The organism is Streptomyces sp. NPDC111802, from assembly GCF_055634335.1.
Window position 1 is genome coordinate 26,807 of record NZ_JBVKCZ010000030.1, and the last position, 22,097, is coordinate 48,903.

A 22,097-nucleotide genomic window follows, 5' to 3' on the forward strand; every position below is an offset into this window, starting at 1 on the left:
TTCGGGTGTCGACCTGCTTGGCTTATGCCCTCGAACATGCGGCGCCATGCCAGCGCATATGACGGCGCGCTGGTGAACTCCTTGTTACTTCTGTCCCGGAGAGAGTCGGTTTTACCGCGCCCTTATACGTCGACGAGGGCGCCGGAAGATGCTCAGCCGCCGTAGCGCCGGTGCCGGGCCGCGTAGTCGCGAAGGGCCCGCAGGAAGTCCACCTTGCGGAAGGCCGGCCAGAAGACCTCGCAGAAGTAGTACTCCGAGTGGGCCGTCTGCCACAGCATGAATCCGGACAGCCGCTGCTCTCCGCTGGTGCGGATCACGAGGTCGGGGTCGGGCTGGTCGCCGGTGTAGAGATGGCGGCCGATCAGGTCGACGCTGACGGACTCGGCGAGGTCCTCCATCGAGGTGCCCTTGTCGTGGGCGTCGACGATCATCGAGCGCACGGCGTCGGCGATCTCCTGGCGGCCGCCGTAGCCGATGGCGACGTTGACCAGTATCCCGTCGATGTGGGCGGTGCTCTCCTCGGCCTCCTTCAGCGCGGTCTGCATCGGCGAGGGCAGCAGGTCGGGGGTGCCGACGTGGTGCACGCGCCAGCGGCCGTCCGCGGCGAGGGTCCGTACGACGTCCTCGATGATCCCGAGGAGCGGGCCGAGCTCGTCCTGGGGCCGGTCGAAGTTGTCGGTCGACAGCAGCCAGAGGGTGACGACCTCGACGTCGGTCTCGGAGCACCAGCCGAGGAACTCCTCGATCTTCTCGGCACCCGCCCGGTGACCGTGCACGGTGGTGGAACCCGAGGCCTTCGCCCAGCGCCGGTTGCCATCCATGATGACGCCGATGTGCTTGGGCACCTGAGCGTGGTCCAGGTGGCCCTCGACCCGGCGTGCGTACAACCTGACCAGCAGGCCGCGCAGCTTGTCGCGCAGGTTCACGTCTTCGTCAGCCCCTCCGTATGGCGGTCCCCTCCGGCGAAGCGTACCCCTGCGGGGCTTGGGCCGTGTGCCTCGGGTGGGGGGCGCCAGGAGGGTGGGGGGCGCCTGGGGGCGTGGGTGGCCGCGGGTCGGTGGGGGCTGGTCGCGCAGTTCCCCGCGCCCCTTGGGTGGGGCCACCGGCGGCAGGAAGCCCCCTCGATGCGGGCAGAAAAAACGGGCCGGTCCGTGGGGGGGAGACGGACCGGCCCGAGGGGGGGTTTCCACCATAACCCTTCGTAAGTGATGCTGCGTGCATCGGCGTGCCACAACTACTCTCCGAAATCGCTCGGCGACGGGCCGGTGGCCACGAAACGGCTCTTTCATGGCGGATTCATGGCGGGCCAAGGGCGGATTCCCAGGGGAAACGGGTGAGATACAACCGGATCCGGAGGATTTGGCGTCCCTTGAGGCCTGCCTGGCGACTTGTCCGCACGTCCCCCACCCGGGTGACCCCGACCGCGAACGTGCGCTTGACGGCGCACGGGAGCACGCGGAGTGGAAGCGGTTTCGGTGCGACGCGCGTCCAACAGGGGGCCGTTCCGTCGCATGGCACCGCGCAGCCCCCTCCACCGCGCGGTGCCGCCGCACGGCTTTGCGTACGCGAATTACCTTGGTCTGAACTTACGTGAGGGGTGAAGGCGAAGCGAGTCGGCCGCCATAACAATGTGGAAAAGGTGAGGGTCCCTTGGATGCGCAGGGGGCCGGAGGCTTTCGCGCATGGATGCACGGTTTGCACCGGTCGGCTTGGGAACTTCCGGCGCCGGCTCAGGAGGCGGGCTTGCGGGCCTCGAAGAGGTGGCGGGTGCTGTGCGCGACGAACGGGCCCTCGGACCCGATCCGCTCGTGCAGAGCGCGGAGTCGGGGACGGTACGCCTCGACGGTGAAGCCGGGGACCATCCACACCACCTTGCGCAGGAAGTGGACGACGGCGGCGATGTCGTGGAACTCCATGCGCAGTTCCTCGGCGCGCAGATCGACGATCTCCAGCGCCGCGGCCTCGGCGTCGGCACGTTCGCGGTCGGGGTGGCGGCCGTCGCGGACCTCGGCGGGCTGGGGTCCGAGGAAGTACTCGACGAGCTCGAAGACGCTGTGGGGCCCGACGTGCTGGGCGAAGTAGGTGCCGCCGGGCTGGAGGACGCGGGCGATCTCCTGCCAGTGCGGCTCCACCGGATGCCTGCTGGACACCAGGTCGAAGGCACCGTCCGCGAAGGGCAGCGGGGCGTCGTCCAGCGAGGCGACGACCGGGACGCCGCACGGGCGGAGCAGGGCCGTGGCCTTGGTGACATTGGGCGGCCAGCCCTCGGTGGCGACGGTGAGCGGCGGGGCCTTCGGGGCCTCGGCGAGGGCGAAGTGCAGGACTTCCCCTCCCCCCGTCTGGATGTCGAGCGCGGAGCCGGCCCCGGCCAGCCGCCGGCCCAGGGACTTCGCGTACCCCCATGAGGGCCGCGCCTCGGTGGCCCGCCCCTCGAACCAGGAGAAGTCCCAGCCCTCGGTGGGGACGGCGGCGCCCTCGGCGACCAGCTCCTCGAACGACCTGCTGTCCTGTCCCATCCGGTCATGATCGCAGGGCGCTGTCAGTGGCCGCTGCTAGTTTCCGGCGCCATGACGAACTCGACGTACACGGCGGATGAGAAGACAACGCTCCGGGAGAGCCTCGACCGGCACCGGGACGCGGTGGTGTGGAAGCTGGAGGGCCTGGACGACGAGCAGTTGCGCCGCCCGATGACCCCGACGGGCACCAGCCTGCTGGGGCTGGTCAAGCACCTCGGCTCGGTGGAGTACGGCTGGTTCGTCTCGGCCTTCGGCGGCGAGGTGGAGCCGCTGTGGTTCGACCCGTACAGCGACGAGGACATGCGGGCGGACCAGGGCGAGACGACACAGCAGATCATCGAGTTCTACGGCCGTGCGCGGGCCGCCGCCGACCGCGTGATCGCCGAACGGTCGCTGACGGACCTGGGGCAGCCCTCGTGGCGGGACGCCGAGGTGTCGCTGCGGTGGGTACTCGTCCACATGATCGAGGAGACGGCACGGCACGCGGGCCATATGGACATCGTGCGCGAGCTGATCGACGGGGCGATGGGGGATCACCGGCCGGGCTGACCGGGGAGCACGAGCAGCACATGCTCGTCCTCGCCGTGGTGGAGGGTGCCGGCCCGCTGGAAGCCGTGGTGTTCGAGGAGGCGTACCGAGGCGGTGTTGGCGTGCAAGGGGTCGGCGTACAGGGGGCGGGTCCGCTCCGTGCCGAGGAAGAGGGCGAGGGCCCTGGTGCCGACGCCCCGGCCCCAGTACGGCCGCCCCAGCCAGTAGCCGAGGAAGCGGCGGTCGCCGTCCCACCAGGAGACGACGTTGCCGGCCACCTCGTCCCCGACCGTGACGGTCCGCACGAGACAGGTCTCGTCACCGAGCACGCTGGTCCGCCAGTGCTTCATGAACGCGTCCCGCGGCCGGGGTGTGAACCTCGACCGCCGGAGGGCCTCCGGGTCGTGCTCGTAGGCGAGGAAGGCCTCCAGGTCAGCGTCCAGGACCTCGCGGATGCCTACGTCCACCGTGTCGATGCTCGGGTCAACGCTCATGCGTCGGAGTGTGGCAGCGGGCACGGACAACGCCCCCTCGCCGCCGCCTCGCCGACCGACGCGCTACGGCACCAGCGGCCGCACTTCCTCCGCCACGAACCGCACGAACGCCTCCGGGTCGGGCTCGTCCCCCGTCGGCTGGAGCACCACGGTGTCGGCACCGGCGTCCGCGAGCCGCTGCACGGCCTTCGCCACGGCTCCGGCGTCCCCGGCGACCCCGAGATCGGGCACGGAGGCGACCCCCTCGGCCGCCAGCTCGGCCTTTAGCCGGGCGGGCCCGTCGGCCCCGGTGGCGGTGAGCAGATAGACGACGACCTCATGCGGCTCGCCACCGGCACGTCCCGCCGACTCCCGCCCCTCGTCGATGAGCTGCCGCGCCCTGCGCACGCCCTCGGGCGGGGTCGAGGCGGTGAGCAGCGTCCCGTCGGCGGAGGCACCGGCCAGCCGCAGCGAGCGGGGTCCGGTGGCGCCGGCGATGACGGGCACCGGCTCGGCGGGCGGCCAGTCCAGGGCGACGTCGTCGAGCTTGACGTACCGCCCCTCGACGGTCACCAGCTCCCCGCGCAACAGGGCCCGCAGCGCGTCGAGATGCTCCCGCAACAGGGTCATCGGCGACTCGGCCCGCGCTCCGACCTGACCCATCCAGTCCTGCACACCGTGCCCCACGGCGAGGATCGGCCGCCCCGGGAACATCCGGTACAGACTGGCGACCTCCATGGCGGTGATCGCGACGTTGCGCAGCGGCACGGGCAGCAGCCCGATGCCGACCTTGACGCGCTCGGTCCAGGCGAGGGCGGCCGCCGCGGTGGAGATCCCTCCCTCGCGGAAGCAGTCCTCCCAGAGCCAGAGCTCCTCCAGGCCCGCCTCGTCGGCGAGTCGGGCGACGCTGCGAAGCCGCTCGGGGGCGAGTTGGGGACGGAACACCGCGCCAAGTCCAGTCATGAGGCCTTTCCTACCCGGGTAACACTGGCCGGACAACCGGGAATTCTGCAGTGGCGGGAGGCGGCCGAGGATGGCGCGACGATGGCGTGACGGGCACGGGGCGCTGGTCGTGCACGGCGAGCGGGGCGATGTGTCGGTTCCCCTGGAGGTCGCCTCGTCGTACCGGGCGCGTACGAAGGGGCTGCTGGGGCGGGATGCCGTCGACGGGGCGATGCTGCTCACGCCGGCCGGCGGCGTGCACACGTTCCGGATGCGCATGCCCATCGACGTCGCCTATCTCGACCGTCGGCTGAACGTCATCGCCGTACGCACCATGCGGCCGGGGCGGCTCGGGCTGCCCCGGCCGCGCTCCCGGCATGTGCTGGAGGCGGAGGCGGGGGCGATGGCCGGGTGGGGGGTGCGGGTCGGGGTGCGGGTGACGGTGGACGTGGGGTGAGGTCCTGGTGGGGTCCCCCGTCGCCGCCGGGTCAGCCCTCCGTGCGCGGGAACGAGACCTCCACCCGTCGGTTCTTCTTGCGGCCCGCCTCCGTCGCGTTCGAGGAGATCGGGTACTGCTCGCCGTAGCCCCGGACCTCGTAGGTGACCGTCGAGTCGTTCAGCTCCGAGTCCAGGACTCCCTGTACGGCGTTGGCGCGCTGCCTGGACAGGACGTCGCCGTGGGCCGAGGAGCCCAGGTTGTCGGTGAAGCCGAAGACGCGGATCCGCGTGGCGTTCTGGGTCTTGATCTCCTCCGCGATCGAGGCGATACGGGCCTTCGCCTCGCCGGTCAGCTTCGCGCTGTCCTTGGGGAACAGCACCTCGGCCTGGAGCGCGAACTTCACGTCCGCGTTGGTGTCCTCCCGGCGTTCCTCACCGCTCTGGTCCTCGACGACCTGCTTGATGTCCAGGACCTTGGGTTCGGCGAGGGTGGCGCCTTCCGGGAGCTTCAGGTCGGGGTCGTTGGCGTCCACCTCGACGGGAGCGGCCGCGGTGGCCTCGGTGCCGGGCGGGACGCTGGGGTCGTCGGCGGCGTCGGCCGTGGTGGCGCCGAGGACGTTGGCGGCGACCATGATCGTGGCGGCGGTGAGGGTGAGGGCGAGGCGGGGGGTGCGGGTCATTTGGGCCTCACCCGGAGATCGTGATGTCGGCCGGCGCGAACATGGGCAGTTGGAGGGACACGTCGGCCGTGTCCGTGGGCGGGGCCGGGAACTGCATGAACACCGGGATGGTCTCGCCCGACTTGATGGATGAGATGCCCGTTGTGGTGAGCGGGCGGCCGTCGGTGTCCCGAAGGACGTAGTAGCGCTTCTTGCCCTTGGAATCGACCAGTGTGGCTCCGCCCAGCGACCGGCCGTTCCTGATGATCTCGGTCTCGTTGCCGCTCAACTGCGCGGGGATCGCCAGTGTCTTGTCGCCGTCGTTGTTCAGTTCGCCGCTGACCGTGATGAATCCACCCGCGTCCCGGGAGGCGGAGGTGATCTGGAGCACAAGGCCGTTGGGGCCCTTCAACTCGGCCAAGGGATCACCCGGCTGCCCCTCCTGAGCACTCGGATCGGATCCGCCGGTCCTGGACGCGGACGGCGAAGCCTCCGGCTTCTTGTCGTCGCCTCCACTGCCGCAGCCGGCCGCACCGAGGGCCAGTCCGGCCGCGATGGTCATCGCGACCATCCCCCTACGGGCCTTCGTGGTGAACCGAATGCTCATGCCTCTGCTTCCTTCGTCATTCGTCGTTCGCTTGTCAGTCGGCCAGATGGACGTCGAAGAGGTCCTCGGGGTGCGGGAGGGTGATCGGGTCCTCCGGGTCCGGGTCCCAGTTCTTGTCCTCGCAGGTGAGTTGCGGCAGTGGCAGGGTGTCGTTGCCGTCACCGTCGTCAGCGTCCTCGCCGGGGAGATCGAACGTGCACAGAGGCTCGATCACGGCGGTGGCTGTCGCCGTCGAGCGCTTGTCCTGTGTGCCGGGGACGATGGAGTCGCCGACGGGCTTGTTGGTCTTGACATCGACCTTGTAGCCCAACGGCTCCGCCGCTCCGCAGCCTTGGACCTCGGCGTCGTTCTGGGCCGCGAGTTCGTCCGCCCGCCAGCAACCGTCGAACACCGCGGTGTCGCCGTCGAGGATGTCCTGCCATTTCGCCGGGTCCGCCACGACCTCCAACCAGTCCCCCGCCAACTGGTCCCGGGTCTCCTGCGCCGCCGCCAGCGCCGCCGCGTCGGCGGCTGTCTGGGCGCCGTTCCGATTGGCCGCGGCCTGGCCGACCGCAAGGTACGCGAACGCGAGAAAGAGCAGACCCGCCACCACCGTGATGTAGATGGGGAAGGCCTGCCCTGCGTCGTTGTGCCTTCGGGGCCTCGTCAACCGCCGGTGACTTCTGTGATCTTGTCCGTGATCGCGTTGAAGATCGTCTGCCCGATGTCCGTCCCCGTAATGGCCAGCACAATCGCCACCACCACCGCGATGATGCCCAGATACTCCACCGCCGTCTGCCCCTTGTCGTCCCGTACGGCGCGGGAACGCAGGTACTCGACGGTGGTGTTGATCCAGTTGCTCATGGTGTTCCCCTCTGGGCTCGCAAGTCCTGTGAGAAGTATCGGGAGAAACGTAGGCGTGCATACCCCGAACACCAGAGGGTCCCTGGGCCCAATCGCGGGCCCCGGCCGAAAACCATCGCTGTGTCATCGCCGCTCAGCTCCGTCCCGGGTGTGAACCCGGCGCCGTGCCCAGCCACTTGGCGGCGGCCTGCGCACGGCTCGTGCTGTGGAGTTTGGCGAAGATCCGGTTGATGTGGTTCTTGACCGTCTTCTCGCTGATGAAGCAGGCGGCGGCGATCTGCTGATTGTTCATGCCCGCCGCGATGAGGTCCATGATCTCCGCCTCCCTCCTGCTCAGCCGGAACAGCGACCGATACGACGAAGACTGTCCCACAGCCGATTGCACTTGCGAAAGCGATTCTGCGGAATTCCCTGTAACAGTTGGGAGTTCATCGTTTGCTAGCGCGAGCGATGATGACACCGCAGCCGCAGCCGCCGCCGTGGGCGTCAGCCGTGGCCTGCCGCGCCTGACATCCCGTACGGCTTCCAGCAGTTCGTCCGTCGTGAACTCGCCGTGCACCAGATAGCCGGCGGCCCCCCGGCGCAGCGCCTCGCGGACCGTCTCCGACTCCCCGCTGTACGTCAGCATCAGCACCGGGGCGATACGCACGAGGAGTGGGAGTGCCGCGATGCCGTCCATGCCCGGCATTCGTACGTCCAGGAGGATCACGTCGGGGCGGTGGCGGCGGGCCGCCTCCTGGGCCTCGTGGCCGTTGGCCGCCTCGGCCACGACCCGTATGTCCGCGTGCGTGGAGAGGAGGGCCGTCAGGCCCGCCCGGACCACCGGGTTGTCGTCGGCCACGACCAGCCGTAGGGGCGGCGTGGCGGGCGGGGGTGATTCCGACGTGTTCATGGGGTCGCCTTCGTCGTCGTCAGGGCCGCCAGGGGCAGTTCCAGGCGGACCTCCGTGCCACGGGCGTGGGTGCCCTTGCCGAAGTGGATGCGGGCGCCTATCGACGCGGCTCGTTCGGCCATGCCGAGCAGGCCGAAGTGGCCGGTTCGGCGCAGGTCGTCGAGGGTGGTGCCGGGCGGCAGGCCCTGCCCGTCGTCCCGGACCGTCAGGCACAGCACCTCGCCCCGGACGCCCGCCCGTACGTCGACCCGGGTCGCGTTCGCGTGGCGGTGGGCGTTCTCCATGGCCTCGGCCGTGATGGTGAGGAGCTGGCGGGCCACGGCGGGCGGAACGGGAGGCGCGGGGGCGTCGCCCGTGGTGTCGTAGGTCGCCGATACGCCCGTCCGCGCGGTGAAGTCCCTGGTCTGCTCGGCCAGTTCGGGTGTCACGTCCGTCAATCGGTCCGGGTCGGACTCGCGGCGCAGGTCCGCCAGGAGTTCCCGGGACTCCGCCGCCGCTCTGCGGGCCGAGCGGGAGACCAGTTCCGCCTGCTGTCCGATGCGGGCCGCGTCCAGCGGGGTCGCCGCGGCCGAGACCGCGAGGCCGTCGGCCGCCAGCGCCACGCCGTGCAGTGTCTTCGCCACCGAGTCGTGCATCTCGCGGGCCAGCCGGGCCCGTTCCGCACTCACCGCCTGCGTGACCGCCAGGCGCGCCTGGACCGTGGTGAGGGCCTCGGTCGCCGTGCCGAAGCGGAGCATGAGGTTGCGCAGGGACGAGCCGAGCGCGCCGGTGATGACGCAGAGGCCCGGCAGCAGGAGCTTGTCCGCCAGGCCCGCCGAGCGGGCGTCGGTGTTGATCGCGTAGGCCAGCAGCAGGATCAGGGACTGCACGCTCGCGAAGACCGCGGCGCCCCGGTAGCCGTAGACGATCCCGGCGAGCAGCGGGGTGCAGACGCTGACGTAGGCCAGGGTGGTGTCCGGGCCCGCGGAGATCAGCAGCAGGGATGTGAAGAGGGTGTCCGCCGCCAGGAGGGTGGGGTGACGCAGGAGGAGGGGGCCGAAGCGTTCCCAGTCGCGGAACAGGGCGTAGGAGCCCATGAACGTGACGACGACCGCGGCGCCCACCAGCCGGGTGCCCAGGCCGGGCGCCGCGCCCAGCAGGGCCCCGGGTGCCGAGAGGGCGATCATGGCGAGCCGGAAGCCGAAGACCTGGCGGCACATCGCCTGGAGGGCGTTGACCTGGAGCGGGATCCGCGCGGACCGGTCCGGCTCCCCGGAGCTGTCCGCGGCGGGGCGCCGGCCGCGCAGCAGCCCGAGGCCGAACCTCGCGCCCCCGGCCCCCGATCTCACCCTCAACGGCATGCCTGCCACGGCCCCTCCCCCCTACTCCCCCGTCAGCGAACCGAAGTCCGTCCCCGACCCCAGCAGCAGTCCCGCCCCCAGCAGGATCATCGTCGCCGGAACCATGAACGTCGTGATCATCAGCGTGGCCCTGGGGACCGCCCGCGCCGCCTTCCGCCGCGCGTTCTGCGCATCCGTACGCCGCATGTCCTTCGCCAGCGCCACCAGCGTGTCGACGATCGGCGCGCCCAGTTCCTCGCCCTGCTGGAGGGCCGTCACGAACATCGCCACCTGTTCGGAGTCGTTGCGTCTGCGGAGCTCGGCGAAGGCCTGGCGGCGGCTCATGCCGAGGTCCATCTGGCGCAGGGTGATGCGGAGTTCGTCCGCCCAGGGTCCCTCGTATTTCGAGGCGACCCGGTCCAGGGCCTGGCGGAAGCCGAGGCCCGCGCTGACCACGACCGCGAGGACGTCCAGGAAGTCCGGCAGGGTGCGCTCGATCTCGTCCTTCCTGATCCGGATCGCCGACCAGATGCCGACCTCCGTCCAGAAGGCGCCGAACGCCAGCAGCAGCAACGCCACCAGGAACTGCCCCCGCAGCAGGAACACCAGGAAGCCGACCGCGCCCAGGAAGCCGTACACCGCGCGCCTGGCCGCGTAGCGGTCGATGGTCAGGCCGCCGGGGTTGCCCGCGAGGTCGATCCTGCGGCGGTACTTGGCCACCAGCTTCGGGCCCATGAGGCGCAGTACGGCGGGGGCGTAGCGCATGCCCATGCGGTCGATGAGCGAGTCCACGGCGCCGGTGCGGGTGGCGCCGACCTCCAGGGCGAGCGCGAGATCGCTGGGCAGTCTGGTCTCCGCCCGGTACATGCGGATGCCGGCGAAGACGCCCCAGACGCTCAGCGCCATGACCGTCGCGAGCAGAAGTCCGATTCCGAGTTCCATCAGCCGTCCCCCGCCCTCAGACGTCGATCCGGGAAAGCCGGCGGATCAGGATGAAGCCGACCGCGTACAGTCCGAACGCGGTGAGCACAGCGGCCTGGCCCAGCGGCGAGCCCGTCATGCGGTCGAGGGCGCCGTCCTTCACCCCGTTCATCAGGAACAGCGACCCGATGCCGAGCACCGGGACCGCGTACGACGTCATGCTCACCTGGGAGAGCTGGGTGCGGACCTCGCGCCGGGTCTCCTTGCGCTCCTCCAGCGTCTCCGTGAGGTTCCGCAGCGCGCTCACCACCTGGCCGCCGGCCCGGTTGGAGAGGACCAGCGTGGTCACCAGGACGACCAGTTCGCGGGACGGGAGGCGTTCGGCGAGTTCGCCCAGGGCGTCGTCCATCGAGGCGCCCAGCGCCAGCTGGTTGGAGACCTTGGCCAGTTCCTCGCCGGCCGGGGCCTCCAGCTCCTCGGCCGCCAGGCCGATGGCCGTGCGCATGGCCAGGCCCGCGTGCGCCGCGTTCGCCAGGATGCGGGCCATTTCGGGGAGTTGGTTGATGAACCTCTCGATGCGCTTCTGGCGCTGCCAGTTGAGGAACTGGACCGCGGCCCAGACGCCCAGCAGGCCCGCGATCGGGCCGAAGAAGGGGGCCAGTGACGCCTGGCCGATCAGCCACAGGCCCGCCACCGTCGCCAGCATGTAGACGAAGAACTCGCCCGGCGTGACGTCCAGGCCCGTTGCCACCAGCCGCAGTTCGAGCTGTTTGCCCAGTTTCGTACGGCGCAGTCGGCGGTCCAGGTCGACGAAGCGGCGGCGTCGGCCGCCGGCCCCGGTGAGCTGGCCGGTGGCGGTCAGGCGCTCGACCAGGGCCTGGCGCCGGGCCCGCCCTGCGGCGTATGCGTGGACGCCCAGCACGGCGAGCGCGCAGGTCAGCAGCGCGATGCCGGTGGTGAGCGTGATGCGGGTCTGGAGGTCCATGGGCGGGTCCTACCTGGCTTCTCGGGTCGCGAGTTCGAGCGGGGTCTGGGCGACGCCGAAGGCCTGGGGTATCGGCTGGCTCGCCATGTAGAGGCGGTCGGCGGTGCGGCGTGGGAGCGGGTAGTACGCGAAGGCACCGTGGACGCGGCCGTCGGGTGTCATGGGCTGGGCGTTGAAGCGGGCGACGGTCGCCAGGCGGTACGGCTCCGCCCCGTGGCTGTCCAGGATCGCGATCTCGGTGATCCGGCGGGCGCCGTCCGGGAACCGGGTCAGCTGGATGAGCACGTCGACCGCGCTGTTGATCTGGTCGTGCAGGGCCTCGAAGGGGACCGTGACGTCGGACATGGACGCCAGGGTCTTCAGGCGCATCAGGGCGTCCTCCGCGCTGTTGGCGTGCACGGTGGCCAGCGAGCCGTCGTGGCCGGTCGACATCGCCTGGAGCATGTCCAGGGACTCGCCGCCGCGGACCTCACCGACGACGATCCGGTCGGGGCGCATCCGCAGGGAGTTGCGGACCAGGTCGCGGATGGTGACCTGGCCCTTGCCCTCGACGTTCGGCGGGCGGGACTCCAGACGGATCACATGCCCCTGCTGGAGCTGGAGTTCGGCGGAGTCCTCGATGGTGATGATGCGCTCGGTCTCGGGGATCAACCCCGAAAGGGCATTGAGCAGCGTGGTCTTCCCCGTGCCCGTCGCGCCCGAGACGATGATGTTGAACTTCGCCTGCACCAGCCCGGCGAGCAGATACACCATGGGCTCGTCGAGCGAGCCGAGGCCGGTCATCTCGTGCAGGGTGAAGGAGTGCGGGAAGCGGCGGATCGTCAGGGTCGCGCCGGTCAGGGACAGCGGCGGGATGATGACGTTCACACGCTCGCCTGAGGGCAGCCGGGCGTCCACCATCGGGTTGAACTCGTCCACCCGTCGGTTCACCGTCGAGACGATCCGCTCGATGGTCTGCATCAGCTGGTCGTGGGAGGGGAAGCGGAGCGGCAACTGCTCGACGCGGCCGCCTCGTTCGACGAAGATCGCGTCGGGCCCGTTGACCATGATTTCCGTGATGGAGGCGTCCTCGAGGAGCGGCTCCAGGATGCCGAGACCGAGCGCCTCGTCGACGACCCGGCGGATCAGCTGCGAGCGCTCGACCGTCGACAGCACCGGGCCCTCACGGCTGATGATGTGCCCGAGGACCCGCTCCAGGCGGGCCCGGCGCTCGGCCGCGGCCAGCGAGCTCATCTCCGCGAGGTCGATCTCCTCCAGCAGCTTGGCCCGGTAGGAGGAGACCAGGTGGCCGTCCTCGCCCCGGCTGCCGTGCTCCTCGGGGGAGTTGATGCGTGACCTCAGGCTCATGTGGATCCTCGTTCAGTGGTCGAGCGGCATGGTCGCGGTCTTCTGGGCGGCGTCGAAGTTCCAGCCGGGGACGATCGACGGGATCTGGACGGTGGCGGTGACGGTGACCTGGTCGCCGCCGGGCGCCTCCGAGCATGCGGTTCCGTCGGCGAGCCAGTTGCTGACCGCGGTCCGGCACCCTTCCTGCGCGGCGCCGGGGTCGAGCGACGCGGCGCGCGCCCCGGCCCTGGCCGCCGTGCCCGCCTGCTGGGCGGTGTAGGCGATCAGCCCGATCTGTACGCCCGCCATGGCGACGAGGATCAGGATCGGGATGAACCCGAGGTACTCGATGGCGACCTGGCCGCGGTCGCGGCCTTCACGACGGAAGAAGAGCCGGTACGGCATCTCAGTCCTTCTCCTCCTGCACGGCCCCCGCGTGGCCCTCGACGGTGAACGGGAAGCCGATCGAGCCGGGGAAGAGGACGGGCACCCGGAGGGTCACATCAGCCGTGACGAAACCGCCGCTCGCGCCGCACTGCACTCCGGCATCCCCCTGCCATGCGTCGGGAAGGTGCTCCAGCCCTGCCTCCTGGCAGGCCGACTGTCCCTCCGACGCCGTCCCCGCCCGCACCGCCTCGTCCGCAGCATTCCCCGCGAGCGTGAACGTGTACCCCACCAGCACGCACTGCCACAGCAGCACCAGCGTCAGGATGATCAGCGGCATCATCCCGAGGAACTCGACGGTCACCTGACCCCGGTCGTCCCTGAACCGCCCCCTCACCGCCCTATTTCCTTCCGCCTGCGGAAGGTCAGTGCCGCCCGGTCCGCGCCCCGCGCCCTGCCGTTGCGGCGCTGCTGTACGGCCCCCTCGGTGCCCTTGACCAGCCCCAGTTCGCCCGCGAGCGCCCAAAGGGCCTGCTTGACCGTGCTCTTGGCGTCCAGCTCATGCACCCGGCCGGCGTCGACCGCGCCCTGGAGTTCCTTGAAGTTGGCGGGGATCGCGGTGGCGGCGATGCCCGTGCCGGTGATGCGCTGGATCAGGGCGGGCTGGATCTCCGTACCGCGTGTGTGGCGGTTGACGACGATCGTGGTCTCCTCCGCCTTGCGGATCTGCAGGCGGTCCCACATCCGTACGGTGCGTTTGGCGCCGCGTACGGCGACCACGTCCGGGGTGGTGACGAGCAGGGCGGTGTCGGCCATCTCCACGGCGGCCGCGCTCGCGCCCGACAGCTGGGCGCCGCAGTCGATGACGACGACCTCGTAGCGGGAGCGCAGGGCACTGACGATGTGGCGGGCGGCCCGGTCGGTGACCTCCTCGCCGCGTTCGCCGTCGCCGGGCGCGAGCAGCAGCGCCACGCCCGTGTCGTGCCGGAACACCGCGTCCGCCAGCACGCGCGGCGAGATGTCGTTGATGGCGGCGAGGTCGACGACCGAGCGGCGGAACTGGATGTCGAGGTAGGACGCGATGTCACCGGTCTGGAGGTCCATGTCGAGCAGGGCGGCGCTGCGGCCCGAGGCCTGGGCCGCGAGGGCCAGCTGGATGGCCGTGAGGGTCGCCCCCACGCCTCCCTTGGCGCCGCTCACAGTGACCACGGTGCCGCCGACGCCGCTGAACACATCGCCGCCGGCGCCCAGATGCCGCCGTACGCCCATGGACCACTGGGCCACCACGTTGACCCGGCTGGCCAGCTCCTCGTAGCTCAGGGGCAGGGCCACCAGACCTCGCGCGCCATAGTCCATGGCGGCCTGGAAGAGGCCGGGGCCGGCGTCGGAGGTGACGAGGATGACGCCGACCGCCGGGAAGCGCAGGGCGACCTCGCGGATGAGTTCCAGGGCCGGGACGGGGCCGATGCGCTCGTGGACGACGACGACCTCGGGCAGTTCGTCGATGGACTCGGCGGCCAGGCGGGCGAGGGTGTCGACGAGTTGGGTGGAGTCGGTCACCGGGGCGATCGGCTCGGCGTCGGGGAGCTGGCTGAGCAGCGTCGTGAGGGACCGGACCGCGTCCGCGTCGCCGACGGCCGGGAGGATCCTCGTGGGCATGGGGGCCTCTCACTTGTCCTTGGCGAGTTCGTACGTGCGGTTCGTCGCGGGGATGTCGGAGTCGGCGCCGGGTGCCACCAGGGCGAGCCGGACCTCGTCGGCGAACGACTCGGCGTAGGTGAGGCGCTGGGCGTCGATCGGTTCGAGGGCGAAGGTGATCGGCACGGCTTCGGTGGGCTGCCGGCCCTGGTCGTCCTCGTCGGGCTTCAGCGAGGTCAGCTCGCCCACGTCGATGACCCGGGCGTTCTCCACGATGAGCCGGGACTGGTCCGGATCCGAGTCGCGTGCGCCCTCGAAGGTGGCGTACACATTGACCTTGGAGCCCGCGGTGATCTTGCCGGCCACACCGGTCGCCGCGTCGATCATGATGGCGAGCTCCTGCTCGCCGGTCTGGAGAGCGGGCTGGTCGACGATCATGTCGCTCTGGAGCAGGGAGCCCGACTTGAGGGTCGTGACGGCGATCTTGCCCCGGATCTCGCGGAGATCGGTGACCGCGTTCTTCGACAGCCACCGCTCGGGCATCTCGATCTTCTCGAACTGGCCCGCGCTGAGCGGTGTGTAGGGGGCGACGTCCCTCTTGAGCTGGTAGGCGGTGACCTCCGGCCCGACCTTGGACTTCACGTCGCTGATGACGGACAGGACGCCGGCGAAGGCACCGAGGGCGCAGACGACCGACAGGAGCAGGAGTATCACGCCGCGGCGCTGACGGGAGTTCATGAGCCGTGCAACCTCATTGGGGGAATCGGTCGGGGGCGGTCGGAGTCGGGGCGGCCTCGGCGGCCGGGTCCGGTCAGCCTGCGCGGGCCGGCTGCTCGTGGGTGGGCGGGACGGCGGAGCAGAAGACGCAGCGGTCGCCGATGACGTCGATACCGCACCAGTGACAGGAGTTCTGCCGTACGGAGGTGACGAGCTGGTAGAGCACCGACAGATCGGGCAGATAGGCGCAGAACTCGATCAGCTTGGCCGTCCCCCACCAGGTCGCCGACTCGGCGGGCAGGACCACCTCGCGCAGACCTTGCGCGTTCCAGGACTTGGCCAGGGTGGCGGTGACCCAGTCGGACTGCAGCTGTCCCTGGGCGACCAGCATCGAGGTGCCGAACTCCGGGCCGGGGAGGGTGACGCCCGGGGCGATGCGGACGAGCTGCGGCCCCGGGTGGGCGAGGACGCCGAACTGGCTGCCGGGCATCCAGGACTTGGCGTGCGACTTGAGGTCGACGGGGACGCGGTCGAGCTTGGTGACGGAGCCGAGGAGCGCTCCGGCGTGGATGTAGTGGGTGAGCAGCCGGCCGGCCGAGGCGAGGATGCCGGGGCTGAGGTCGCAGGAGGCCAGCTGGCGCAGCTGGCGGGCGAGGACGGCGAGGCCGAGCGGGGGCAGTTCGGGCCGGAACACGGCGATACGGTCGCTCTCCAGCAGGGACCGTACGGTGTGCAGCCGCTGCTGTACGCCCCGGGAAGCGGCCTGCGAGCAGACGACGATCACATGCCCGTGCTGCTCGATCAGCGTCTGTATGCCCGCCAACGACCGCTCCAGCGGCTCCCGGTCGAGGTCCTGAAGCACGATGGCGGGCACGGTTCGCTCGTCCTGTGCCGGCAGCGCCATGTCGGCGCTGGTCACGGCAATGGCAGTTGACACGCGTCGCTCCCCGTTTCCCGCCCGGTTTCGGTGCGTCCGTGTTACTCCGGTGCACCGAGATGACTTCATTGCGTGACTATCTCAGCACTGTATCCACGGCTCGATGACCGGAGAACAGCGTTTCTGTAGCCGGGAAGGAACTCTGCTCGCACAAGTCACGCCAAAACGGGGCAGGTTGTGCACACCGATTCTCCATGACCGGAATCTCTTGACAGCCGGAATCCCTTGACAGCCGGATTGGTCTGGACCAACTTGGTTGACATGTTCATACACAGACGACAGGGGCGTCGCGGCCGACCGGCACGCCTCTGGGCGGCAGCCGTCACCTCCGCCCTCGCCCTCACCTTCCTCAGCGCGGGCCACGCGTCCGCGGCGGACGTCAACAACGCCAGGAACGCCGGCTTCGAGTCGGGCCTGACCAACTGGACCTGTTCCGCCAACAGCGGCACGACCGTCTCCTCCCCGGTGCACGGCGGCGCGACGGCCCTGAAGGCGACCCCGGCCGGGCAGGACAACGCCCGGTGCACCCAGGCCGTGGCGGTGCAGCCCAACTCGACGTACACGCTGAGCGCCTGGGTCCAGGGCGGCTACACCTACCTGGGCGTGACGGGCACCGGCACGACGGACGTGTCGACCTGGACGCCGGACTCGGCGAGCTGGAAGCAGCTGTCGACCACCTTCACCACCGGCGCCTCGACGACCTCCGTGACGGTGTACACGCACGGCTGGTACGGACAGGCGGCGTACTACGCGGACGACGTGTCCGTGTACGGCCCCGACGGCGGCGGTGGCACCGATCCCTCCCCCACGATCCCGGGCGCACCGAGCGGGCTCACGGTGTCGGGCAGGGCCTCGTCGTCCATCTCCCTGGCCTGGACCGCCGTCTCCGGCGCGAGCGGCTACAACGTCTACCGCGACGGTACGAAGGTGACCGCGGTGACCGGCACTTCGGCGACCGTGACCGGGCTCGCGGCCTCGACGTCGTACTCCTTCCAGGTCACCGCGACCAACACGGCCGGCGAGTCGCCGAAGTCGGCGGCGGTGACCGGGACGACCACGGCGGTCCCGGTGGGTCCGGCGCTGCCCAAGCACGCGGTGACCGGCTACTGGCAGAACTTCAACAACGGCGCCACCGTGCAGAAGCTCGCCGACGTCCAGTCCCCGTACGACATCATCGCGGTCGCCTTCGCGGACGCGGCCTCGACGCCGGGCGCGGTCACCTTCAACCTGGACTCGGCCGGTCTTGGCGGCTACACCGTCGACCAGTTCAAGGCGGACATCAGGGCGAAGCAGGCCGCCGGGAAGAAGGTCATCGTCTCGGTGGGCGGCGAGCGCGGCACGGTGAGCGTGAACGACTCGGCGTCGGCGGCGAACTTCGCGAACTCGGTGTACGCGCTGATGCAGGAGTACGGCTTCGACGGTGTCGACATCGACCTGGAGAACGGCCTCAACGCGACGTACATGACGCAGGCGCTGCGCTCCCTGGCGGCGAAGGCCGGCTCGTCGCTGATCATCACGATGGCGCCGCAGACCATCGACATGCAGTCGACGTCGAACTCCTACTTCCAGACGGCCCTGAACATCAAGGACATCCTGACGGTCGTCAACATGCAGTACTACAACAGCGGTTCGATGCTGGGCTGTGACGGCAAGGTCTACAGCCAGGGCTCGGTGGACTTCCTGACCGCCCTGGCCTGTATCCAGTTGGAGGGCGGCCTCGCCCCGTCCCAGGTCGGGCTCGGGCTCCCGGCCTCGACACGCGGCGCGGGCAGCGGGTACGTGGCGCCGTCCGTCGTGAACAGCGCCCTGGACTGTCTGACCAAGGGCACGGGGTGCGGTTCCTTCAGGCCCTCGCGGACCTATCCCGACCTGCGGGGCGCGATGACCTGGTCGACGAACTGGGACGCCACGGCCGGGAACGCGTGGTCGAACGCGGTGGGCCCGCATGTGCACGCCCTGCCGTAGGCGCCGTGGGCCTCACCCCGTCGGACGGTAATGGCCGAGCACCCAGGCGAGCTGCGGGAACCACTCCCGCAGCCTCGCCCGGGGCTTGGCCTCCACCACACACTCGTAGAACCGGCCGTCCATGTGCACCACGGCGACCATCAGCGCCTTGCCGTCGGGACTCGCCTTGTAGTGGACGCCGCGGATCTCGGGCCAGCGGAACTCCATCGTGAGGCCGGACAGCTCGAAGACGACACCGGAGGCGTCGACGACGACCGCGTTGCGCTTGTCGACGGCCAGGAACTCCGGGCCGGCCGGAACCGGGGCGGGCTGGGGCGGGGGCGGGGCGTAGGCGGGCGGCGCGGAGGCGTACGGCGGTTGCGCGGGCGGCGCGGGCGCGTACTGCGGTGGGGGTGGGCCGAAGCCCGGGACGGGTGGTGGTGGCTGCTCGGTCATCCGTCGGGTCCTCGTCCTCGGTTTCTGTGCCCGCGGTGAACTTCTCGGGCTTGCGATGAAACATTCTCCCTGCCCCGCCGCATCAATGAAGTGAGGCCCTCGGCGGCAGCAGGCGCAGGGCGACAGGGGGAACGCATGAGACAGGCCCACGCGGACGAGTACGCGCAGTTCGCGGTGGCCAGGGCCGGCCATCTGTACCGGTCGGCCTGTCTGCTGACCGCCGGGGACACTCATCTCGCCGAGGACCTGGTGCAGGAGACGCTGGGCCGGCTGTACGTCCGCTGGGGGCGGGTGTCGCGGGTGGGGAATCCCGCCGGGTACGCGCAGACCGTCCTCACCCGCACCTTCCTCGCCCATCAGCGGCGGCGCAGCAGCACCGAGCGGGCCACGGACGTGCTGCCGGACCGGGCGGCCGAGGGCGGGGCCGGTGACGTACCGCTGCGGCTGACCCTGCTCCAGGCGCTCGCCCGGCTGCCCGCCAAGGACCGGGCCGTGGTCGTCCTGCGGTACTGGGAGGACCGGTCCGTGGAGGAGACCGCCACCGCGCTGAACGCCAGTTCCGCGGCGGTGCGGACGCGGTGCACCCGGGCGCTCGGGCGGCTGCGCGAGCTGCTGGGCGAGGAGCTCGGCGAGTACGCCACGCCCTGACGCACGTCCCTGACCCCTTTCAGTTTCGGAAGACGGTGGTTCCGCCATGTCCGTTGAGCACCACGAGGATCGATTCGAAGGGCGGCTCAGTGACGCCCTGCATGACATCGGCAGCGGCTTCGACGCCGACCGCGCCGCGCTCGCCGCCGCCGGTCAGGCACGCGGGCGGCGGCTGCGGCTCAGGCGCCGGGCGGCGGTGGCCGGGGGCGCGGCCGGGATCGCGCTGGTCGGGGTGAGCGGGGCCCTGCTGGTGCCCTGGGGCGGCACGCCCGAGCCGCTGCCGTCGAGTTCCAGCGTGGCCGAGCAGCCTTCGGGCACGCCACCCGCCGTTCCCCTGACGGGCCGCGAACTCATCGCCACACTCGAAGATCTGCTCCCCGAGGGAAAGGTCAGCGAGCAGCAGGCACGGGGCACCGAGGACTCGATGCTGCGGCCGTACGTCCACCTCGTGTACGACGACGGCAAGGGCCCCGGGGCCGTCGGCGTCAGCCTGAACCGGGTCGAGCCCGGCAGCGACCAGGCCCGTGAGACGACCGACTGTCCGGACAAGGCGCTGATCCCGCACGACAGTTGCCGCTCCACCCGGCTGCCCGACGGCTCGCTGCTCAAGCTGTTCCAGGGGTACGAGTATCCCGACCGGCGCGTCGACACCAAGCTGTGGTCGGCCGACCTCATCACCCCGACCGGACAGCATGTCTCCGTCAGCGAGTGGAACGCCGCCGCCGAGAAGGACGCGCCGATCAGCCGGAGTGAACCGCCGCTGTCCGCCGGCCAGTTGAAGGCGTTGGTGACGGCACAGATCTGGCGCAAGTACGTCGAGTTCATTCCCGAGGACACCGGGAAGCCGACGGTCGCGGCCACGCCGGGCGAGGACGCACCGGCCGAGCAGAGCGTCGAGGCGATCCTCGGCACCCTCGTGCCGCTGCTCCCCAAGGATGCCGAGGTCGTCGAGAAGGGCAACGACTACTCGTACCTCGTCCTCGACGACGGCAAGGGCAGGAGCTACGTCCAGATCGACGTCCAGCACGGCATGGGCGACGTGGCGGACGAGCTCTTCGGGGACGGCTCCGAGACCCTGTCGGACGGGACGCGGGTCAACTTCCGTGAGAGCGGCGGAGACAAGGGTGTCGAAGGCGCCGTGATGTGGACCGTCGACACCCTGCGCACCAACGGCTTCCGCGTCGTCATCAGCGCCTTCAACGCCGGCACCCAGCACGACGCCCCGACGCGCGAGACGCCCGCACTGACCGAGAAGCAGCTACGGGAGATCGCCCTCAGCCGGCAATGGGAGCAGTTCCGTTAGAAGAACTCCGACCACGGCTGGTCCCAGATCTGCTTCGCGCACAGCACCAGGAACAGCAGGCCCGCGATCACGAGCACAGCGTTGCTCACCGGCCCGTTGCGCCACTGGCTCGGTGTGCGCGAGGAGTTGAGGAGCCACATCAGGGTGCCGGCGAGGAACGGCAGGAAGGCCGCGCCCAGGACGCCGTAGATGATGATCAGGCGGAAGGGTTCGCCCTGGAAGAGCAGGACGATGGGCGGGAAGGTCAGCCACAGCAGGTACGCGCGGAACGCCCAGGAGCGTTCGCGTGCGCCGGAGGCGACCTCCTCGCCCTTCTGCTCGCCCTGACCCCGGAAGCGGGCGACGAAGTCGGCGAACATCAGGCTCACGCCGTGCCAGACGCCGATGAGGGAGGTGAAGGAGGTGGCGAAGAAGCCGATCAGGAAGAACTTGGCCGTCGCGGTGCCGTACTCCGCCTCCAGGATGTCGCTCAGCTGCAGCAGGCCCTTGTCGCCACTGGCGATGGCCACGTTCGCCGAGTGCAGCAGTTCCGCGCCGACGAAGAGCATCGCGATCACGAAGATGCCGGTGGTGGCGTAGGCGACCCGGTTGTCGAGCCGCATGATCTTCATCCAGCCGGTGTTCGTCCAGCCCTTGGCGTTGACCCAGTAGCCGTACGCGGCAAGGGTGATGGTGCCGCCGACACCGCCGATCAGACCGAGGGTGTTGAGGATCGAGTCCTTCTCGTCGGGCAGGACGGGCAGCAGACCGGCGAAGGCGTCGCCGAGGTTCGGCGTGACCCGGATGGCGAGGTACACCGTCACCACGAACATGACGCCGACCAGGACCGTCATGACCTTCTCGAAGACGGCGTACTTGTTGAACCAGACGAAGACCAGGCCGACCAGACCGCAGGCGATGGCCCACCACTGAAGGTCCATGACGTCCGGGAACAGCGCCTGCAGCGGCAGCGCGCTGGACGACATCGCGGCCGCGCCGTAGACGAAGCCCCAGATCACGACGTAGACGCCGAAGAAGTACGTGGTCCAGCGGCCGAGGCTGGCCCAGCCGTCGAAGAGGGTGCGCCCGGTCGACAGATGCCAGCGCCCGGCCGCCTCGGCGAGGGAGATCTTCACCAGGCAGCCGATGATCGCGGCCCAGAGCAGGGTGTAGCCGAAGTTGCTGCCCGCGATGAGGGTGGCGACGAGATCACCGGCCCCGACACCGGTGGCGGCGACGACGATGCCGGGCCCGATGTACCGCCAACGGGACGTACCGGGTGGGGGGTTACTGCCGGAGGATGCCTCAGTGGACGTGGGGTTGCCTGTGGTGTCCGCCATGCAGATCAAGAAACCGCAAAGAGGCCGGGCCGACAAGAGGGCGGGCGCGGAAGGCCGGGGAGGCGGAGGGTGCGCCGGTCCCCGCCACTCCGTCGCTCCCGCCGCTCCCCCTTGCGCGGATCACCACACTCCCCCCGCCCCGCGCCGCCCCGCACACCCGGATCACACCCGAGGGTGGACTTCCCCCGGGACCACTCCGCCCAGAGCCCGCACGCGTACACTGCGCGGCCGATTTTCGGATGGTTCACGCAATCCGCACCCTGCTCGCCCTTGACCTGTCCATGCCACCGCCGCACGATGAG

25 protein-coding genes are annotated in these 22,097 nt (G+C 70.3%); 5 read left to right on the plus strand and 20 right to left on the minus strand.

All coding sequences use genetic code 11. The features are described 5' to 3' along the window. Positions 1 to 152: 152 nt before the first annotated feature. Together ACZ7NC_RS29340 and ACZ7NC_RS29345 are read right to left on the minus strand one after the other, a co-directional pair. Positions 153 to 926: an isoprenyl transferase gene (locus ACZ7NC_RS29340; protein WP_471492498.1), complete on the minus strand. Its 774-nt coding sequence runs from the start codon at positions 924 to 926 to the stop codon at positions 153 to 155. 804 nt (positions 927 to 1,730) lie between these two features. After that, positions 1,731 to 2,516 carry a class I SAM-dependent methyltransferase gene (locus tag ACZ7NC_RS29345; protein ID WP_471492499.1) on the minus strand — a complete coding sequence of 262 codons (786 nt, stop codon included), beginning with the start codon at positions 2,514 to 2,516 and terminating at the stop codon, positions 1,731 to 1,733. 51 nt (positions 2,517 to 2,567) lie between these two features. Between ACZ7NC_RS29345 and ACZ7NC_RS29350 the strand changes: the two genes are divergently transcribed. Further along, entirely contained in the window at positions 2,568 to 3,065 is a 498-nt protein-coding gene (locus tag ACZ7NC_RS29350; RefSeq protein WP_471492500.1) for a DinB family protein, read from the plus strand. On the opposite strand, the gene ACZ7NC_RS29355 is transcribed toward ACZ7NC_RS29350, so the two are convergent. Then, entirely contained in the window at positions 3,050 to 3,538 is a 489-nt protein-coding gene (locus ACZ7NC_RS29355) for a GNAT family N-acetyltransferase (RefSeq protein ID WP_471492501.1), read from the minus strand. The genes ACZ7NC_RS29350 and ACZ7NC_RS29355 overlap by 16 nt on opposite strands. A gap of 63 nt (positions 3,539 to 3,601) precedes the next feature. Continuing rightward, the gene (locus ACZ7NC_RS29360; protein ID WP_471492502.1) at positions 3,602 to 4,480 is read right to left on the minus strand and encodes an LLM class flavin-dependent oxidoreductase; all 879 of its coding nucleotides are present in this window, start codon (positions 4,478 to 4,480) and stop codon (positions 3,602 to 3,604) included. A 70-nt stretch (positions 4,481 to 4,550) separates the two neighbouring features. Here ACZ7NC_RS29360 and ACZ7NC_RS29365 point away from each other — a divergent pair, with 70 nt between their 5' ends. Then, positions 4,551 to 4,916 carry a DUF192 domain-containing protein gene (locus ACZ7NC_RS29365; protein ID WP_471492503.1) on the plus strand — a complete coding sequence of 122 codons (366 nt, stop codon included), beginning with the start codon at positions 4,551 to 4,553 and terminating at the stop codon, positions 4,914 to 4,916. 31 nt (positions 4,917 to 4,947) lie between these two features. Here the strand turns inward: ACZ7NC_RS29365 and ACZ7NC_RS29370 are convergent, their stop codons facing one another. From ACZ7NC_RS29370 to ACZ7NC_RS29435, 14 genes are all read right to left on the minus strand, one after another. Beyond that, entirely contained in the window at positions 4,948 to 5,577 is a 630-nt protein-coding gene (locus ACZ7NC_RS29370) for an OmpA family protein (protein WP_471492504.1), read from the minus strand. 7 nt (positions 5,578 to 5,584) lie between these two features. Beyond that, the gene (locus ACZ7NC_RS29375) at positions 5,585 to 6,163 is read right to left on the minus strand and encodes a hypothetical protein (protein ID WP_471492505.1); all 579 of its coding nucleotides are present in this window, start codon (positions 6,161 to 6,163) and stop codon (positions 5,585 to 5,587) included. Between the two features lie 34 nt (positions 6,164 to 6,197). After that, complete coding sequence (locus tag ACZ7NC_RS29380; protein ID WP_471492506.1) at positions 6,198 to 6,812, minus strand: pilus assembly protein TadG-related protein; 615 nt, start codon at positions 6,810 to 6,812, stop codon at positions 6,198 to 6,200. Continuing rightward, positions 6,809 to 7,006, minus strand: a complete 198-nt coding sequence (locus ACZ7NC_RS29385; protein ID WP_147993430.1) for a Flp family type IVb pilin — start codon at positions 7,004 to 7,006, stop codon at positions 6,809 to 6,811. The genes ACZ7NC_RS29380 and ACZ7NC_RS29385 overlap by 4 nt, the downstream gene beginning before the upstream one ends. 133 nt (positions 7,007 to 7,139) lie before the next feature. Beyond that, positions 7,140 to 7,898 (minus strand): response regulator, encoded by a 759-nt coding sequence (locus ACZ7NC_RS29390; RefSeq protein WP_471492507.1) that lies wholly within the window; start codon positions 7,896 to 7,898, stop codon positions 7,140 to 7,142. Then, the gene (locus ACZ7NC_RS29395; protein ID WP_471492579.1) at positions 7,895 to 9,238 is read right to left on the minus strand and encodes a sensor histidine kinase; all 1,344 of its coding nucleotides are present in this window, start codon (positions 9,236 to 9,238) and stop codon (positions 7,895 to 7,897) included. The genes ACZ7NC_RS29390 and ACZ7NC_RS29395 overlap by 4 nt, the downstream gene beginning before the upstream one ends. Positions 9,239 to 9,259: 21 nt before the next feature. Next, positions 9,260 to 10,159, minus strand: a complete 900-nt coding sequence (locus ACZ7NC_RS29400; RefSeq protein WP_471492508.1) for a DUF5936 domain-containing protein — start codon at positions 10,157 to 10,159, stop codon at positions 9,260 to 9,262. Between the two features lie 16 nt (positions 10,160 to 10,175). Further along, complete coding sequence (locus tag ACZ7NC_RS29405) at positions 10,176 to 11,123, minus strand: type II secretion system F family protein (RefSeq protein WP_471492509.1); 948 nt, start codon at positions 11,121 to 11,123, stop codon at positions 10,176 to 10,178. Between the two features lie 9 nt (positions 11,124 to 11,132). After that, the gene (locus ACZ7NC_RS29410) at positions 11,133 to 12,470 is read right to left on the minus strand and encodes a CpaF family protein (RefSeq protein WP_471492510.1); all 1,338 of its coding nucleotides are present in this window, start codon (positions 12,468 to 12,470) and stop codon (positions 11,133 to 11,135) included. A 12-nt stretch (positions 12,471 to 12,482) separates the two neighbouring features. Then, positions 12,483 to 12,854 (minus strand): TadE/TadG family type IV pilus assembly protein, encoded by a 372-nt coding sequence (locus ACZ7NC_RS29415; protein ID WP_471492511.1) that lies wholly within the window; start codon positions 12,852 to 12,854, stop codon positions 12,483 to 12,485. A gap of 1 nt (position 12,855) precedes the next feature. After that, positions 12,856 to 13,176 (minus strand): pilus assembly protein, encoded by a 321-nt coding sequence (locus ACZ7NC_RS29420; RefSeq protein ID WP_471492580.1) that lies wholly within the window; start codon positions 13,174 to 13,176, stop codon positions 12,856 to 12,858. 50 nt (positions 13,177 to 13,226) lie between these two features. Then, positions 13,227 to 14,492, minus strand: a complete 1,266-nt coding sequence (locus ACZ7NC_RS29425; protein ID WP_471492512.1) for an AAA family ATPase — start codon at positions 14,490 to 14,492, stop codon at positions 13,227 to 13,229. A 9-nt stretch (positions 14,493 to 14,501) separates the two neighbouring features. Continuing rightward, positions 14,502 to 15,209 (minus strand): Flp pilus assembly protein CpaB, encoded by a 708-nt coding sequence (gene cpaB / locus ACZ7NC_RS29430; RefSeq protein WP_471492513.1) that lies wholly within the window; start codon positions 15,207 to 15,209, stop codon positions 14,502 to 14,504. A gap of 73 nt (positions 15,210 to 15,282) precedes the next feature. Beyond that, positions 15,283 to 16,092, minus strand: coding sequence for a hypothetical protein (locus ACZ7NC_RS29435; RefSeq protein ID WP_471492581.1), 810 nt, complete (start codon positions 16,090 to 16,092; stop codon positions 15,283 to 15,285). Between the two features lie 294 nt (positions 16,093 to 16,386). On the opposite strand from ACZ7NC_RS29435, the gene ACZ7NC_RS29440 reads away from it, so the two are divergent. Beyond that, positions 16,387 to 18,090 carry a chitinase gene (locus tag ACZ7NC_RS29440; RefSeq protein ID WP_471492514.1) on the plus strand — a complete coding sequence of 568 codons (1,704 nt, stop codon included), beginning with the start codon at positions 16,387 to 16,389 and terminating at the stop codon, positions 18,088 to 18,090. 12 nt (positions 18,091 to 18,102) lie between these two features. Here ACZ7NC_RS29440 and ACZ7NC_RS29445 read toward each other — a convergent pair whose 3' ends face one another. Next, a complete protein-coding gene (locus ACZ7NC_RS29445) occupies positions 18,103 to 18,525 on the minus strand; it encodes a hypothetical protein (protein WP_471492515.1) in 423 nt (140 codons plus the stop codon). 135 nt (positions 18,526 to 18,660) lie between these two features. Between ACZ7NC_RS29445 and ACZ7NC_RS29450 the strand changes: the two genes are divergently transcribed. Both ACZ7NC_RS29450 and ACZ7NC_RS29455 read left to right on the plus strand, forming a co-directional pair. Beyond that, positions 18,661 to 19,173, plus strand: a complete 513-nt coding sequence (locus ACZ7NC_RS29450; protein WP_471492516.1) for a SigE family RNA polymerase sigma factor — start codon at positions 18,661 to 18,663, stop codon at positions 19,171 to 19,173. A gap of 46 nt (positions 19,174 to 19,219) precedes the next feature. Then, positions 19,220 to 20,476, plus strand: a complete 1,257-nt coding sequence (locus ACZ7NC_RS29455; protein WP_471492517.1) for a hypothetical protein — start codon at positions 19,220 to 19,222, stop codon at positions 20,474 to 20,476. Here the strand turns inward: ACZ7NC_RS29455 and ACZ7NC_RS29460 are convergent. Continuing rightward, a complete protein-coding gene (locus tag ACZ7NC_RS29460) occupies positions 20,473 to 21,795 on the minus strand; it encodes an Nramp family divalent metal transporter (protein WP_471492518.1) in 1,323 nt (440 codons plus the stop codon). The two genes, ACZ7NC_RS29455 and ACZ7NC_RS29460, sit on opposite strands and share 4 nt — an antisense overlap. Positions 21,796 to 22,097: the final 302 nt, after the last annotated feature.